The organism is Chitinophaga pinensis DSM 2588 (assembly GCF_000024005.1).
GTDB lineage: Bacteria > Bacteroidota > Bacteroidia > Chitinophagales > Chitinophagaceae > Chitinophaga > Chitinophaga pinensis.
In genome coordinates, this window is record NC_013132.1 from 8,814,819 (window position 1) to 8,831,177 (window position 16,359).

Here is a 16,359-nt window from a genome sequence, read left to right on the forward strand (position 1 = left end):
CTGGTTGAATGAGACAAAGGGATTCCCCTGCCACGTTGCTACGCGGCTTCGCAGGGGGCATCATGTTCAGCGGCAACGCTTAGCGGCTGCCGGGTCTTTTACTGTTGGCTGTTTTGATCATAGGCGATTTTTTTTAGTGTGATACTTCCTGATTTTGGTTGAATTACAGTTCATTTTTTTATTTTTTTGCTCGTAGTGATACCATCTTATCGTTGATCCTGACGTCCAGGTTGAGTGCCTGGCTGATCATCTCCATGGTGTGTGCCAGTGATTGGTCGGTCATGTCCGCTGTAATGACATTATTTAGAATAGCGGTATCTTCCAGGTTGATCTTAACTTCGAACTTCTTTTCTATCTTCTGTATAACGTTATGCATACTGGCATCATTAAATGCCATATCGTACTCTGTGCCGTTTATAAATTCGTGTATATCTTTCCGTGAGGGATGTACATTGACGACGGACGCCTGTTTTTCCGAATACACGATGCTTTCGTTGGTATGTACAATCTGTTTCCGGGTAGCATCTGAACCGACTACCACAGCGCCGGTCAGCACAGAAATAGCAACTTCTCCCTCTTTATTACTACGTATATTAAAACTGGTACCTAATACCTGTGTGGTCAGTGATCCGCAGCTAACGATGAATGGTCTTTTCACATCTTTACTGACTTCAAACAAGGCTTCTCCTTCCAGGGTCACGGCGCGTTGATCCTCTTCAAATTTCGCCGGAAAGACCAGTTTACTATTTCCTTTCAGCCACACGATCGTCTTATCTGACAGGATCTGTTTGGTAATGTATCCTTGCTTATTATAAGCATATGTCGTTCTGTGCGGTGCAACAATATCCAGGATACTTTTACGGCAGATATAGCCTGTCACTACGATGGCTGCTATACCGGCGGCTACGGCCAGCGTACGTTTATAAGTGGTTAAACGTACTGTATCAGAGGGTTGCTGTATACGTCGGGTCAGCTGACTGAACATGGCCTCACGAGATGCCGACAATTCCTCTTTATCCAGACTGTCAAATGCGGCCTTATCCTCCATTGCATCCAGCCAGTTTTCGAGGCGTTCCATTTCCTGTTGATTGAGGAGACCTTTGGTATATCTGTCCAGTAATTGTTTGAATTCCTTGTGATCCATCAGTATCTGAGGCTTGTTTTAGTGTACGACGGCAGCACCCTGCTATATATATGTAAACCAGGAAAGACGAAACACCTATTGTAAAAACAAAAAAATCTAAAAAAGCCAGAAATATTCCCGGAAAGCCAGTCTCAGGTGCTTCAGGGCTTTTGTCAGATGGTTTTCTACCGTTTTGTGAGAGATATTTAAAGCAGCAGCGATATCCTGGATAGAGCGATGCTCATTCCGGCTCATTCTGAACACTTGCTGACACTTTTCAGGCAGGCGGGAAACTTCCTTTTCTACGGCATTTGCCAGGTCAGCATAGGTCATGTATTCTTCATTCGAGTTGTCCTGCAGCTGTTCGTTATAGCGGGAAAAAGCACCCGCATAGGTTTTCCGTACCCTATCGGCCTTCATGTAATTGAAGATCTGATATTTGACAGCCGTATAAAGATAGGCAGAGAGTGTCTGTGTGAGCTGCAGCGCTGCCCGTCTGTTCCAGAGAGAGAAGAATACCTCCTGGACAATTTCTTCCGTTATTTCCTTTGATTTCAGGCGATTATACACATAGCCATATAACAGCGGCCAGTACTTGTTGTAGATACACTCGTAGGCGGCCATATCACCTGTCTGCAACAGGTCAGTTAACGCTGCATCATCATATGTATTATAATTTCTGATAATGTAGAGTTTTAGCGATCCAGAACTTGGTTGATACTATAAACAAACAAAAAAAAGTAAAGAAATCATAGCATAACCTGAAAATATTCTCTATTCCCCATCAAAAACTACTACTTCTAAGTAAATCACTGTGGGAGTTGTTCATCGGAAATGCACTTATCTCCTGATATATGGGCGCAAAAAAAAGACGGTAACCAACGTTACCGTCTTTTTATATAAGCTGATGCTCAGGCACATTTAGAAATCGATCTTCGCAAAACAGATATAATTTCTGTTAATGCAGGGGATCAGTACGGAGCGGGAACTGATTTGTTTACCATAGCGGGGCATCCAGGTGAAGCCTTTATCCAGGTTACGGAGTGTTGGTTTACGGCTGCTCTTACCATCAGGCTGTACACTATTGTCAGTGATCATAAAGCTGCGTCTGTCCAGTTCGTTGTACAGGAAGCGCAGTTCACTGCCGATGTTCACCATCATATAAGACAGGTAGAGGTCAGAACCGTCGTCATACTGGCTTTTATGCACGAAATTGCTCCAGAGCAGGTTACCTTCATTATCCAGGGACAGTACGGCTACGTTGTCATAGTGATAACGGTCCTGGGAGTTATAGTTATTATACCACGGATTATAGTAGAAAGGCGAGTAGGGAGAATAATAGTACGGCGTGTACATCCCGTAAGGGCCATACATATAATTCCAGCGGTTCCAGGGCTGCGTACGGGAAGTCGTGTAATAGGACTCTGCCGTCACCAGGAAACCACCATCTTTGGTATTAATGAGTTTACGGATGAAGTAATCATTGAATGCTGCGCTCGTGGATGCGTCACCTTTGGCATTCCCCTTCAGTTCCGGTGTAAAGACCACTTCTTTTTCAAACAGCTGCTGACTCTTTACGTAGTCATATTTGCTGACATACAGCCCTTCCACATTTCCTCGCTTCTGTTTATAGTAAAAGGCGGTTACCAATACGTTTTTATTATTATTATCCACCTTCATTTTCACTTCATCGAGCAACTGTGTTTTGAGTACCATAGGTACCGTGCTAAAGGAATCCACTACTGCTCTCTTGACAATCAGGCTGCCGCTGACGATATAATCCCTGTTGCTGGTACGTTCCAGTTTGTTAAAGAGCAGGTCGCCTTCATTGGTCAGGTTAAAGTTGCTGAGGAAGATCCTTTTATTTTCCATCGGCAACGAGACCCTGGCATTATTGATCAGCTGAAAGGAGCTGTCATAAAGGAAGGTATAGAAGACATTGTCATTTTCCTTATCCTGGTTGATTTTGTAGACCATGATACGGTTTTTGTCTTCCGAATACTCTACGGAATAGACCTTATTCTCCTTGGTATAGAATCCGATACGGGTGGAATCCACCATAATCGGCGCTCCGGTGAAATTGGCGCCGCCGTCCATCGTAGCACAGAAACTGTATACGGCATCCTTCCGTTGGAACTGGTATATCATAAATACCTTGTCAGCGTAGTTGATAAAATCCACACTGATCAGTTTTTTCGGAAGGAAGTCGAGCTTCACCCTGTTTTTCAGTTGCAGGGCGTTGTCATAGATAGAAATGGCATAGTCTCCTCTATCACTCTTGTAGACCATGATATTTCCGGATACCTTTCCGATGATTTCGAATTCCGTGCTTTTGTAATCGTCCCGTTCCAGGTCTGTATAGGTGACTTTCTGAGCTATTACAGCCCCACTCCATAACACCAATAAAGCATAGAGATATAGAATGCGCATTATGTAAGATTTAAAAGATTGCAAGTTTAGATACTGAATTAACGGTAAATGGCTATAATTCATTGTGAAACAGTCTCAGGAAAACGTGGAGCATTCCTGTATGCTGATACTAAAATACGTAATTAGGGCGTATGAATAAGCAGGGCTGCGGTAATTCATCATTTTCAATTCGTAATTTCTAGCCCTGAATGATGTAATTTTACTGTTATGGATACGGTCTTAATTACCGGCGGCACAGGTCTCGTGGGCCGGGCACTTACAAAACTGCTTACAGAGGTAGGTTATAAGGTCATAATTCTGAGTCGCCATGGGGAACAGGATAATGACAATACACTTGTCAGTTATGCCCGGTGGGACGTGGCAAGACAGACTATTGATGAAACAGCTATACAACAGGCTGATTACATCGTACACCTGGCCGGGGCCAACGTAGCCGATAAACGCTGGACGGCTGCCCGCAAAAAGGAGATCTTCAATAGCCGTACGCAGAGTGCGGCATTGTTATACAAGGCGCTGGAAAAGTATCCTAATAAAGTCAAAAAAGTGATCAGCGCTTCAGGCGCCGGTTATTATGGAGAAGATAAAGGCGGACCTGCCTTTACTGAAAAAGAACCTCCTGCCGATGATTTCCTGGGTACTACCTGTACTGCCTGGGAAAGTGCGATCCTGAAAATGCAGGAACTCGGGAAAAAAGTGGTCATCTTCCGGACCGGGATTGCTCTCAGCCTTGCCGGCGGCGCACTCAAAGAATTCTACAAACCTTTACAGTTTGGCTTTGCTACCATTCTTGGTAACGGAGAGCAATATGTCAGCTGGATACACATTCACGACCTGGCACGCCTGTACCTCAGTGCGATTGTCAATCACGACCTGGAAGGCATTTATAACGCTGCCGCACCCCATCCCGTACAGAATAAAGAACTGGTGATGACCATGGCACAGGAGGCGAAAGGTAAGAGCTTCATCTCTGTACACGTACCCACATTTGCCCTTAAACTGGCCTTGGGCGAGATGAGTACGGAAGTGCTGAAAAGCTGCCGCTTATCCTCTGCCAGGATACAGGAAACTGGCTTCGTCTTCTCTTATCCGGATATTCGCAGTGCAATGGAAAAGATATTCCAGGAGAAAGAAAGTTAGCGGGAGCAATAGGTGTTAACCCTCAAGGATTTTTTTCATGGCTTCTGCCTTTAGAAGGCATTCTTCCCATTCTTTTACGGGATCAGCATAGTAGGTAATCGCGGAACCTGTCGTAAAGGACAGGTATCGGCGGCTGGCATTGTACAATATACTGCGGATCACCACATTAAAGTCAAAGTCACCTTCCGGTGTAATATAACCCAGCGCACCGGAGAACAGTCCTCTGCGGGATTTTTCGTACTGCTCTATCAGTTGCAATACGCTGAGTTTAGGCGCGCCTGTCATAGACCCCATTGGGAAAGCCTGACGGATCACTTCTGTGAACGGCAAATTAGCTTCTGGTATAGCCCTGACCGTAGAGATCATATGATGCACCTGTGCAAAGGAATAGATACCGAATAATTCTGTCACTTCCACACTGCCACGTTGAGCCGTATGAGAGAGGTCATTACGTACCAGGTCTACGACCATCACATTTTCTGCCCTTTCCTTGCTGTTTTGCTGTAATTCTTTACGACGCTGCTCGTCCACTACGGGATTATCTGCACGTCTGATCGTTCCTTTGATAGGTTGGGAGATCACTTCCGCTCCATGTTTCTGCATGAAACGTTCCGGACTGGAACAGGCCATGTACAGGTCATTGGTACGATAATAGGCCGCGAAGGGCGAAGGCGAAACCTTATTCAGTTTCTCAAACAGTGAGAGGGGGTCGAGCGTGATATCGGTGATAAAGTTTTCACGACAGAAGTTCACCTCATAACAATCTCCCCGATGGATATGGTCCTGAAGCCCTTTTACAGCGTCCAGGTATTGCTGTTTGTCCAGGTGTACCTGTACGGTACCACCAGGTGTATGCTGTGTAACATGTACCGGCGCCGCAGTGCATTGTGCATAAATATCCCTGGCTGCATTTTCGTCCATATCCCATCCCCCTATACGTACTTCATGACCGCTTAAAAGCATGATAATACGGGGCCGGAAGAAGAACAGATCCGGGAAGTCTATACCGTCTTTGTTATGGGAAAATAAGCCCGTGAAGGTCTCATTTTTGAGATCATAGGCAAGGTGGCCAAAGAGCCAGTCCTGGTGGGTCTGATGATATTGCTGTAAGGAAGAAAAGGCGTTACCGGCCTGACAGGAAAGCGTATCCAGCGCATCTGCGGCCAGCATAGCTTCGTTTTGGTGATAGATGGAAGCGTAGTTGTTATTATCCAAAAAACAGCAAATGTTGAACTGGTTGCTCCAATTCAACATTTGCTGTTTAAATAAGTTTGGATCATTAACCGGGAAACCGTAAAATATCCTGATAATGCTTGCTTTTAATGCTTAGAAATCGTCGTCGTCATCGTCAAATCCACCTCTGTCGTTGAACAGACCCATATCTTTGAATTCGTCGTCGATACCCAGATCATCATCATCGTCTGCGCTTTTTTTGCCAGGACGACCACGTTTGCTCTTAGGTTTAGGCATATCGAATTCTTCGAAGTCAGGATCATAGTCCTCGTCATCGCTTTTGCCCCAATTATCATCATCATCATCCAGATCCATATCCTCTTCTTCTTCTACATCATCCTCTTCATCATCATCACCTTTCTTCTTGGACTTTGAAGCCGACTTATCTGATTTTTTAGAAGCAGCAGACTTACGGGGAGTTTCCTCCTCATCCAGATCTTCATCATCGTCCTCCTCTTCCTTCTTAGGCTTACTAGCAGCTTTAGGCGCTGCTTTCGTAGTCTTTGGAGAACTAGTCTTTTTGGTCTCTTTTTCGTTATCAGATTTTGATTTCATAATAGGTTCACTTAAGTCTTTAGCGTATTTCTTTTGCGTAAAGTTTTAACAGTTTTTTGTATTAGCCAAATTTTTTTTGCCGATTTTTTTCCGTAATTTTTTAAGCATTTTCCTGCTCCAGAATCTGATCACGGCCCGGTCCATTTGATACAAATTTAACCGGTACCTGCAGGTAATTTTCTACTGCTTTTACGAATAATTTCATCTCGGCAGGCAATTCATTGAAATGCTTGCTTTTGGCTGCTGTTTCATCGCTCCAGCCTTTATGTTGTTCCCAAACGGGTTTAACGTCTGTTTCGTTCAGTTGATAAGGCATTGCCTTTGTCTGCTGGCCATCGATCTCATATGCAGTACATGCATATACTTCATCGAAAGCGTCGAGTACGTCGCTTTTGGTCATTACCAGTTGTGTAACACCACTCAGCATACAGGTATAGTTCAGGGCTACCAGGTCAATCCAGCCACAACGACGTGGACGGCCGGTAGTCGCGCCAAACTCATTACCTTCTGCACGCAGTTTTTCACCGGTTGCATCGTGCAGTTCTGTAGGGAATGGTCCGCTACCTACACGGGTACAATAAGCTTTGGTTACACCGATCACTTCTTTTATCCATTTTGGCGCTACACCCAGACCGGAACATACGCCGGCGGAGATAGTACTGGAAGAAGTAACGAATGGATAAGTACCGAAATCTACGTCCAGCATACTACCCTGTGCTCCTTCAGCCAGGATTTTCTTACCAGCCTGCAGTTTTTCGTTGATGAAGTACTCACCATTAACGATATTCATCTGCTTCAGGTAAGTCACTGCATCAAAGAACTCAGCTTCCCATTCAGCAATGTCTTTCGCAATTTCAGCTTTTATCTCTGCGGAGAAATCATAACCTGCCAGCAGATGCTGATGTTTCTCTTTCAGTTTAGCATAACGCTCATTGAAATCGCTACGCAGCACATCACCCACTCTCAGACCATTACGGCCTGTTTTATCCATATATGCAGGTCCGATACCCTTCAGGGTAGAACCGATCTTTTCAGCGCCTTTAGACAGTTCTGAAGCCTTGTCAAGGGCACGGTGAGAAGGAACGATAATATGTGTTCTTTCCGCGATAAAAAGGTTCTTTTTCAGATCCACGCCAAGAGCGGTGATCTTATCACATTCCTTTTTAAAAGTTACAGGGTCCAGTACCACGCCATTACCGATCAGGTTAATGGTATTTTTATGGAATACACCTGAAGGAATCGTATGTAATACTACCTTCTGGCCATCCACATATAAAGTATGCCCTGCGTTGGGTCCACCCTGAAAGCGGGCTATGACATCGTATTTACCTGCGAAATAATCCACAATCTTTCCTTTGCCTTCATCGCCCCACTGTAGGCCCAGCAAAACATCTACCATAAGAGTTGATATTGATTTTTGAAAACGAAGAGCAAAACTAAGAAAGAATTAGGAATTAGGAATTAGGAATTAAGAATTAGCTGGCTTAAAGGGACATTATTACTGAATTCCAGTCATGAATATACAAAAAAAGAACTGCCGGTCAAATAACCGGCAGTTAATTATATTGAAGTTCTTGAATATTTATACCCATTTGCCAATCCTGTAGCAATTCGATACAATCTCCAATGCTGCCTGCAAACAAAACTGCCGGTCAAGTAACCGGCAGTTGATTATTCTGAAGTCTTTAAATACTGATTCTTAATTGTTAATTCCTAATTCCTAATTGGCATCACTCGTCCTCCAGGCGGCTTACGGACTGAATACCATCCAGTTTCTTCAGTTTTTCGAACAGTTCATCCAGTTCCTCCTTATCGTGTACGAACACCTTGATAAGGCCTTCAAAGAGTCCTTCACGGGATTCGATGGTCAGACCTGCAATATTTACCCGGAGTTCACCGGAAATAACGTTGGTGATCTTGTGGATAACTCCCACATCGTCCATTCCCACAATCCGGAGCCCGGTCAGGAAGGAGATCTCCCGGTTCTTCACCCACTTGGTTTTTACGACCCTGTGGCCATAGTTAGCCAGCAGCTGAGCGGCGTTCGGACAGTTGGTACGGTGTATTTTCAGCCCTTCACTGGCGGTAATGAAACCAAAAACGTCATCGCCCGGGATCGGACGGCAACAGTTAGCCAGCTTATAAGCGATCTTATCTGAACTTTCCCCGAAAATGATCAGTTCCGCGTCTTTCTTGGCGGGGATCATATGTTTCAGGTGATCTTCAGAAATATGTTCCGGTTGTTTTAAGGCGACTGGTTTAGGCGCTTCCAGTTTATCTCCCAGTACATTGAACTGCTTCAGCTCTTTCAGGTCGATGTTCTTGACAGCGATCTGGTAATACAGGTCCAGCGGCGAAGGTTGTTTATAGTACTGTACCAGCTCATTGATATTATGCTGGCTGTTGGCAATCTTCATGTGGTCCAGCTTACGCTCCAGCACATCCTTACCATCCATGGCCACTTTCCGCTTTTCTTCCTTCAACGCATCCTTGATCTTGGATTTTGCCTTGGCAGTCAGTGCGTAGTTCAGCCAGTCCTCTGTAGGCTTCTGTTTATTGGAAGTAATGATCTCTACCTGGTCTCCGCTGCGCAGCTTATGGCTGATAGGCACCAGTTTGTAGTTCACCTTGGCCCCGATACACTTATTACCCACCGCACTATGGATCGAATAAGCAAAATCCAGGGCGGTAGAATTAACCGGCAATATCTTCAGGTCACCTTTCGGTGTATATACATAGATCTCTTCTGTAAAGAGGTTGCTCTTAAAGTCAGCCAGGAAGTCCAGCGTATTGGAATCCGGGTTGTTCAGGATCTCCCTGATCTGGGTGAACCACTGATCAAATTTAGACTCCGTGCTGGCGCTCTGGGCACTGCCCTCCTTATAACGCCAGTGGGCAGCCAGACCTTTCTCTGCGTAATCGTTCATACGCTTGGTACGGATCTGTACTTCCACCCATTTACCCTGTGGCCCCATTACGGTCACGTGCAGGGCTTCATACCCGTTGGATTTAGGATTACTAAGCCAGTCGCGCGTACGCTCAGGGCTGGGATGATAAAAATCCGTAATGATGGAATATACCTTCCAGCAGTCTGACTTCTCCTTCTCCAAAGGGGAGTCCATGATAATACGGATCGCAAAAAGGTCATATACCTCTTCAAAGGTGACGCCCTTCTTTTTGATCTTATTCCAGATGGAGTGTATGGATTTCGGACGGCCAAAGATCTCGAAGTTCAGCCCTTCCTCCTGCAATACCTCCTTGATAGGTTTGATAAACTCGTTGATGTAACGGGTACGCTCACGCTTGGTTTCCTTCAGCTTTTTAGCGATTTCCCGGTAGGTCTGCTGCTCGGTGTACTTCATGGAAAGGTCTTCCATCTCCGATTTGATGTTGTACAAACCAAGACGGTGCGCCAGGGGGGCATAGATAAATACGGTCTCCGAGGCTATTTTGAGCTGCTTTTCACGGCTCATACTATCCAGGGTACGCATATTATGCATCCTGTCTGCCAGTTTTATCAGTATCACCCTGGGGTCATCCGCCAGTGTGAGCAGTATTTTTTTGAAGTTTTCCGCCTGGGCGGTACTCGTGTTAGAGTCGATAACGGTCGATATTTTGGTCAGACCGTCTACGATATGGGCTATTTCAGGCCCGAACGCTCTTTCTACGTCCTCCAGAGTGACTTCAGTGTCTTCCACAGTATCATGCAGCAGGGCACAAATAGCGGAACGTACACCCAAACCAATCTCTTCAACGCAGATCTGCGCTACAGCGAGGGGATGTAAGATGTATGGCTCACCGGATTTCCGGCGCATTTCCTTGTGTGCATCGGCCGCCATTTCAAAGGCAGTACGCACCAGTTCGCGGTCTCCTTTCTTTAAACGGGGTTTGAGCGACTTCAGTAAAGCGCGGTAATGACGAACGATCTCTTTCTTTTCCTGTTCCTCGTCCAGATTATATTGTTTTACTACCACTGTTTCCATCAGCTATAAAGTTACAATTTTATTGCATAGGATCACATGGCAGGAATGTGCTAATCATTCGCCTCCCAGCTTGCATTTCTGCAACACTTCCCAGGAGGTACCCGTATGCCGCAGCAGATAGAGATTCCGTACCGGGAAAGCCGCATCAAACGGACGAAGCCGGTATTCTTTCAGGGCCATTTCCAGCTCGGCATCAGAAAGATCGCGGAATGCCAGGGAGATATGCGGATTGAAGCCCCAACGGGCCAGCATGTGACTGAAACCGAACTCTTTACGCAGGAATTCAACCATCTGATGATGCAGGTGAGTAATCCCTTCGTTCTTTTCCACATTGATATACAACACTTTCCGCTTTGAAAAGGAGACGCCTCCAAAGCCATGTAATCTGATCTCAAAAGGTTGGATAGAAGCGGCAAAGGTGGTCAGCGCAGGACACAATGTCTTTTCCAGCTCCGGATCGGCGGTGAAAGGTACCTGTAAAGTAATATGGGGCAATACCCGTAAGGCCCTCCGGGCGTCATACTTTTCTGCGAATTCCTGCTTCAGGCGGATAATCTCTCTTCCGACTTCTGCATTGGGCAGCAGGGCAATAAAGTAAATCTTACTTTCTGCTCTGGGTAGTTTTGGCTTTGGAGGATAACGGGGTCCATTGTTCGGACGTGGCCTGCGAAATTGGTTGCCGTTGTGTCTTTGTGTACGGTGAGCACGGTCTTCACTCTCCGGGCGACCACCATTGCCCTGGCGCTGCTGGCGTGGCTGGTCATGTCTGCCGTAAGTCATTGTCTTGGTGGTTGTGGGGTTTAAGTCAGTATCACCCTTCGTTATCTGTAGACGTGGATTCGCTGTCTTTATCTGTACATTCAGGAATATTCAGCCGGACGCCCACATTATGCAGCGTCTCCAGCGCAATACCCGGTTCCTCTTTAAAATGTTTTCGTAAACGTGTCAGGAATACATCCATGCTTCTGCTGGAAAAGAAACTACTGTTCCCCCATACCTTCAGCAGGATCTCGTCCCTTTTTACAAGTTTATTGCTGTTTTCCACCAGGTAGCGTAATACCTTCGCCTCCTTCTTCGTAAGCGTAGCAAAAGGTTCGCCTCCGGCGCGTGTCAATTCTTTTTCTTCGTAATTGAATCTGACGTCATCGCCCAGTTTATAGATACCATCTCCCGGTACATCCTTGGGCAAGGTTCTTCTCAGGAACACCCCGATACGCATGATCAGCTCACGCATACTAAACGGTTTTACCAGAAAATCGTCCCCACCTATCCGGAAACCGTGCAGCCTGTCCTCGTCCGTCGCCTTCGAAGAAATAAACAGGATCGGTATCATACCGTTCTTCTTCCGGATATCCTGCGCCAGCGTAAAGCCGTCTTTCTTCGGCATCAGTACATCCAGTATGCAAAGATCAAAATCGTCCCTTTGAAACTTTTTCAGGGCTACCTCGCCGTCAAAACAATGCACGACCGCGTACCCTGCTGCTTCCAGCTGCTTCTTAATGATGCTACCATACTGATAGTCATCTTCGGCAAGGAGAATTTGTACATTACTAACCATGCGTTAAATTTTATATCCGGTTCAATAGTTGTTAACACACAATGTCATTCCCATGACTCTGCTACAATATTGCTGAATAAACTGCTCTTTTTAGTTAATAATTAGTTATCGTGTCAAACTTTTCTTATTTCGATATACTTGGGATCAACATGAAATTGAACGGATTGGGTTATCATAGATTACACACTTTCATAAGACAACAAAAAAAATGGCCGCCTGTTCAAAGGCAGCCATCTTTTTTGTTAACAGCTTTTCCAGCTGTTTGTGCACATGTATTAATTACTCTACTGCAGAGATCTGTATTGCTACTGCATGTTGCCATGCTTTCTGCTGCACAGCCGCAGGGATAGTCAGCTGAGTACCTGTAGCGGTAGCTTTCCAGGAGATTTTCTCCTTCGCTCCCAATACCGTTACTTTAGCGCCTTTCGCTGGTTTCATTCCGTTAAAGGCTACCTGTGCAGGCAGCTTTTCACCTTCTTCCAGCATATAGATCGCATATACATTACCATTCTTCTTACGGGTAAAACATACCTTTCCATCTTTATAAGGCGCCACTGAACGCGTACCATAGATCGCATCGCCATTCACCTTCATCCACTCACCGATAGCAGTCATCGTGGTGTAAGCCTCCTCGTGTAACTGTCCATCAGGACCAGGACCTACGTTCAGCAGGTAGTTACCGCCCTTCGCTACGATATCCACCAGGTTATGAATGAGCTTATTTACAGACTTGTATTTATCATCTGGTACATATGACCAGGAGTTTGCCATCGTCATACAGGTTTCCCATGGATAAGACAATGGTTTGTCAGGGATCTGCTGCTCAGGTGTACGATAGTTCTCAAACGGACCATGTACCGCACGGTCTACTACGATCAGACCCGGCTGATGGCTACGCGCCATTTTTGTGATGCCTGCCATATCGATATCTTCATTCTGCTTGCTTGGTCTGGTATCAATTTCAGCTGCCGTAATGTCGTTCTCTTTTTTGTTATCCTGTTTACGTGCACGTACCCAGCCGCCATCCAGCCAGAGGATCTCAATCTTACCCATAGTGGTCATCAGTTCCTCGATCTGTTTGTAAGTAAAGTCCCTGAAATTATTCCAGCGGTCTTTATACTTATTCACATCATAGTTCACGTGTCTGTCCTTCGGTGGGAAATAAGACCACCAGTAGTACTCACTGTGCCAGTCAGGTTTGGAAAAATAAGCACCTGTGTGAATACCTTCTTTCTGGAAAGCACTGAACACTTCTTTTGCTACGTTCTTTCTCGGGTCATTACGGAAAGCACTGTTCGGTCCCGCAATGCTGTAGTCCGTCTGTTTGGTATCCCACATACAGAAACCGTCGTGGTGTTTGGTAGTGAATACTACATATTCCATCCCTGCGCCTTTCGCCGCTTTAGCCCATTTGGAAGGGTCAAATTTGGTCGGATTGAAAGTGGTAGACAGTGCTTCGTATTTCTTCACATAATCATAGTAAGGAATGCCATAGGGATTGCGCTGTGTCCAGCCTTCATCTTCCGGACAAATGCTCCAGGATTCTACCACACCCCACTGAGAATACGCTCCCCAATGGATAATCATACCAAATTTCCAGTCCTGCCATTCGTCCAGTTTCTGCAATACGGCTTTATCCGTTTCAGGGATATAGGGTTGCCCAAGGCCATGATCCTGCGCATTGGCCGTGGAAAACGCCAGTAATGCACTGCTAAATAATACAAATAGTTTTCGCATGATTAATTTTTAAATGTATCTCTGAGACTTATAACTTTCAGCTGTTCTTTTACCTGTTGTAATGTCAATTCACTGTTTATACGCACGGTAGCTGTTTCTCCCGGCAGCAGGTCAAAATAGTTATCACTGAACTGTGACGTCGGATCGTTCTCTAACAGCAGGTAAACATTTCTTGCCAGTTTGCCGGCAGTGATCTTCACAGCTATCGTTCCATCAGCACCCGTCGTAACGCTCGTCTGAATACCGGGATCCGGCAGTTCCATAGTGCTGGCTTTGGCAAAGTAATACACATTCCGGGTTAATAGCTTACCTTTCTTTACCACTTTCGAATAGAATATTACCTTTTGTGCATCAAAGCCCTTCAGTAATTCGCTTACAGGTACTTCATACAGCAACTGGCTCTGTGCGGCCTTCGGCTGAATACCAGCAACTGATTTTTCCCATAATACTTTTCCTTCCAGGTCTGTTAACTGCATTTCCAGCGTCAATGGCTGCTCCTGTGGTACATCCGAGACTACCCAGGTCTGCAATTTATCATGTACCTCCACATGGGAAACAATTACCGGTGCAAATGCCTTCTTCACAAAATATTGCAGGGCTTTCCATCTGCCATAGTAATCAATGCCTGACCAGGACGGACCAGGCCAGCAATCATTCAATTGCCAGTATAATGTACCCATACAGTATGGCATAGCACGGCGATGCGCTTCTATAGCGATGCGTATACCCTCCGCCTGCAACACATGATTCACATATATCAGCGATGCAAAATCCTTTGGTGTTTTATAGTAATGTTGCAGATAAGTGTTAATAGCGGCATTGCCCCTGTTGGTACTTTTCTGGTGAGATAACATCACCGGAGAATAAATATCCTGGTCATTCTTTCCGGCAAAACGACGGATGGTATGAATATCCGGGAATGACTGGAAACCGTACTCACTCATGAAACGCGGTACATGCGTATTAAAGGCTTCAAACCATTCCATACCATGCCATACGCCCCAATAATGATTATCTCCTTTGGTAAAATCCTGCTTCGTGCCCCAGTTACTAACCGGTGATGAATGGAAATAAAACCTGCCCGGATCCAATGCATTTACTTGCTCCGGCAACAACGATTTAAACAGTACATCATATCCCTGCTGCAAGGTCTTCCACTGTCCTTCAGTATAACCATAGCCACTCTGCCATCCCCAGTTTTTAATAGCAACAGCCACCTCATTATTCCCACACCACAAAGCAAGCGACGCATGATTACGCAAACGGGTGATATTATAACGTAGTTCTTCTTTTACATTGGCCAGGAAAGCTGTATCTGACGGATACACCGTACAGGCAAACATAAAGTCCTGCCATACCAGTATCCCCTGCTGATCTGCCAGCTCATAAAACAAGTCCTTCTCATAAGCGCCGCCACCCCATACTCGCACCATATTGAAATGCGACTCTTTCATATCCTTAAACAGCTGCTGATACCGCTCGTCTGTGACCCTTGGCCGGAAATTATCCTGTGGAATATAATTAGCGCCTTTCATAAATACCGGCTGTCCATTCACCTTTACATAAAAACTCTCTCCCAGACTATCAAGTGCATTGATCACTTCTACTGTCCGCAGTCCGATATTCAGCAAACGCGTTCCAACCAGCTCCCTGCCTTCCAATATACTTACTTTCACTTTGTACAGGAACGGTTCACCCAATCCGTTAGGCCACCAATGCCTGGGACGCTGAATGTTAAACGGTAGTTCCAGTGTCTGCCGACCAGCATTCAAACCTTTCTCAACAGCCACTGTTTTAAACAAATTATCGGGACTCTCTATACGCAGGGTATATTTTCCTGCCTGTACCGTTTCCAGTGTCAATGCAGCCTTTATGACAGCTGTCTGGTCTGTCAGACTTTGCTGTTGCAGCCATACATCACTGATGTTTGTTTTATTCCAGGCGCTCAGTAATGCTCCTCCGCTGATACCGGAAGTAACCAGTCTTGGTCCCCAGTCCCATCCATAATGATAAGGCGCCTTACGTGCATAGATACTCAAAGGAATATCACTCGCATCATTACCTGCAGGATAGATCAGCCTGTCTTTCAGGAAACGTTCCATATCATAACGAACAGGGCTATGAAAGAAAACGCGCAACTGATTCTGTCCGCTACGCAGCCATTGTTTCACATTGATCTGGTGACCGACAAACATATTATGCGCCTGCAATACAAGATGATCATTGATATAGACGTCTGCATACGTATCGAGCTCCGGTAATTGCAGATCGATCACATCATGCCCGAGCAATGACGCAGATACTTCAAAACTTTTACGGTAAATCCAGTCCTTTTTATCCACCCATTGTACCGCCTTTTCATTCATGCCCACAAATGGATCCGGTATCAGGTGATGCGCCAGCAGATCGGTATGCACGGTACCGGGCACAATTGCCTTTCGCCAGATGCTGTCATCTGCATCTGCGAATTCCCATTCTCCGTTCAGTGAGAGCGTTGCTGTTGTCTGCGCATACGTCATCTGCGCCAGCATACACAGGCATAAGAGTAGTGTGTAATGTAACTTATTCTTCATAGTCCACGCTGTTGGTGATTGTAGGTGTAT

12 protein-coding genes are annotated in these 16,359 nt (G+C 45.6%); 1 reads left to right on the top strand and 11 read right to left on the bottom strand.

Going from position 1 to position 16,359, the window contains the following annotated elements; all coding sequences use genetic code 11:
• Positions 1-178: 178 nt before the first annotated feature.
• The 3 genes from CPIN_RS34875 to CPIN_RS34885 form a co-directional block, all read right to left on the bottom strand.
• Positions 179-1,144 carry a FecR family protein gene (locus CPIN_RS34875; protein ID WP_012794608.1) on the bottom strand — a complete coding sequence of 322 codons (966 nt, stop codon included), beginning with the start codon at positions 1,142-1,144 and terminating at the stop codon, positions 179-181.
• A gap of 96 nt (positions 1,145-1,240) precedes the next feature.
• Positions 1,241-1,762 carry an RNA polymerase sigma-70 factor gene (locus CPIN_RS34880; RefSeq protein WP_052306938.1) on the bottom strand — a complete coding sequence of 174 codons (522 nt, stop codon included), beginning with the start codon at positions 1,760-1,762 and terminating at the stop codon, positions 1,241-1,243.
• 282 nt (positions 1,763-2,044) lie between these two features.
• On the bottom strand, positions 2,045-3,553 hold the full coding sequence (locus CPIN_RS34885) for a hypothetical protein (RefSeq protein WP_012794610.1): 1,509 nt from the start codon (positions 3,551-3,553) through the stop codon (positions 2,045-2,047).
• Between the two features lie 207 nt (positions 3,554-3,760).
• On the opposite strand from CPIN_RS34885, the gene CPIN_RS34890 reads away from it, so the two are divergent.
• On the top strand, positions 3,761-4,690 hold the full coding sequence (locus tag CPIN_RS34890) for a TIGR01777 family oxidoreductase (RefSeq protein WP_012794611.1): 930 nt from the start codon (positions 3,761-3,763) through the stop codon (positions 4,688-4,690).
• A gap of 15 nt (positions 4,691-4,705) precedes the next feature.
• Here the strand turns inward: CPIN_RS34890 and CPIN_RS34895 are convergent, their stop codons facing one another.
• The 8 genes from CPIN_RS34895 to CPIN_RS34930 form a co-directional block, all read right to left on the bottom strand.
• Positions 4,706-5,905: an anthranilate synthase component I family protein gene (locus CPIN_RS34895; protein WP_245552063.1), complete on the bottom strand. Its 1,200-nt coding sequence runs from the start codon at positions 5,903-5,905 to the stop codon at positions 4,706-4,708.
• 111 nt (positions 5,906-6,016) lie between these two features.
• Positions 6,017-6,478: a hypothetical protein gene (locus tag CPIN_RS39135; protein ID WP_012794613.1), complete on the bottom strand. Its 462-nt coding sequence runs from the start codon at positions 6,476-6,478 to the stop codon at positions 6,017-6,019.
• A 100-nt stretch (positions 6,479-6,578) separates the two neighbouring features.
• The gene (locus CPIN_RS34905; RefSeq protein ID WP_012794614.1) at positions 6,579-7,877 is read right to left on the bottom strand and encodes an adenylosuccinate synthase; all 1,299 of its coding nucleotides are present in this window, start codon (positions 7,875-7,877) and stop codon (positions 6,579-6,581) included.
• A 331-nt stretch (positions 7,878-8,208) separates the two neighbouring features.
• Positions 8,209-10,461, bottom strand: a complete 2,253-nt coding sequence (locus tag CPIN_RS34910; protein ID WP_012794615.1) for a RelA/SpoT family protein — start codon at positions 10,459-10,461, stop codon at positions 8,209-8,211.
• Positions 10,462-10,515: 54 nt separating this feature from the next.
• Positions 10,516-11,241 (bottom strand): 2'-5' RNA ligase family protein, encoded by a 726-nt coding sequence (locus CPIN_RS34915; RefSeq protein WP_012794616.1) that lies wholly within the window; start codon positions 11,239-11,241, stop codon positions 10,516-10,518.
• A gap of 31 nt (positions 11,242-11,272) precedes the next feature.
• Positions 11,273-12,019 carry a response regulator transcription factor gene (locus CPIN_RS34920; protein ID WP_012794617.1) on the bottom strand — a complete coding sequence of 249 codons (747 nt, stop codon included), beginning with the start codon at positions 12,017-12,019 and terminating at the stop codon, positions 11,273-11,275.
• Between the two features lie 279 nt (positions 12,020-12,298).
• Positions 12,299-13,756 (bottom strand): alpha-L-fucosidase, encoded by a 1,458-nt coding sequence (locus CPIN_RS34925; protein WP_012794618.1) that lies wholly within the window; start codon positions 13,754-13,756, stop codon positions 12,299-12,301.
• A 2-nt stretch (positions 13,757-13,758) separates the two neighbouring features.
• On the bottom strand, positions 13,759-16,329 hold the full coding sequence (locus CPIN_RS34930; RefSeq protein WP_044220436.1) for a glycoside hydrolase family 2 protein: 2,571 nt from the start codon (positions 16,327-16,329) through the stop codon (positions 13,759-13,761).
• Positions 16,330-16,359 lie beyond the last annotated feature (30 nt).

Coding starts and splice junctions, on each gene's coding strand:
- CPIN_RS34905 (WP_012794614.1), bottom strand. CDS start 7,877: ATGGTAGATGTTTTGCTGGGCCTACAGTGGGGCGATGAAGGCAAAGGA.
- CPIN_RS34915 (WP_012794616.1), bottom strand. CDS start 11,241: ATGACTTACGGCAGACATGACCAGCCACGCCAGCAGCGCCAGGGCAAT.
- CPIN_RS39135 (WP_012794613.1), bottom strand. CDS start 6,478: ATGAAATCAAAATCTGATAACGAAAAAGAGACCAAAAAGACTAGTTCT.
- CPIN_RS34925 (WP_012794618.1), bottom strand. CDS start 13,756: ATGCGAAAACTATTTGTATTATTTAGCAGTGCATTACTGGCGTTTTCC.
- CPIN_RS34920 (WP_012794617.1), bottom strand. CDS start 12,019: ATGGTTAGTAATGTACAAATTCTCCTTGCCGAAGATGACTATCAGTAT.
- CPIN_RS34875 (WP_012794608.1), bottom strand. CDS start 1,144: ATGGATCACAAGGAATTCAAACAATTACTGGACAGATATACCAAAGGT.
- CPIN_RS34930 (WP_044220436.1), bottom strand. CDS start 16,329: ATGAAGAATAAGTTACATTACACACTACTCTTATGCCTGTGTATGCTG.
- CPIN_RS34885 (WP_012794610.1), bottom strand. CDS start 3,553: ATGCGCATTCTATATCTCTATGCTTTATTGGTGTTATGGAGTGGGGCT.
- CPIN_RS34910 (WP_012794615.1), bottom strand. CDS start 10,461: ATGGAAACAGTGGTAGTAAAACAATATAATCTGGACGAGGAACAGGAA.
- CPIN_RS34890 (WP_012794611.1), top strand. CDS start 3,761: ATGGATACGGTCTTAATTACCGGCGGCACAGGTCTCGTGGGCCGGGCA.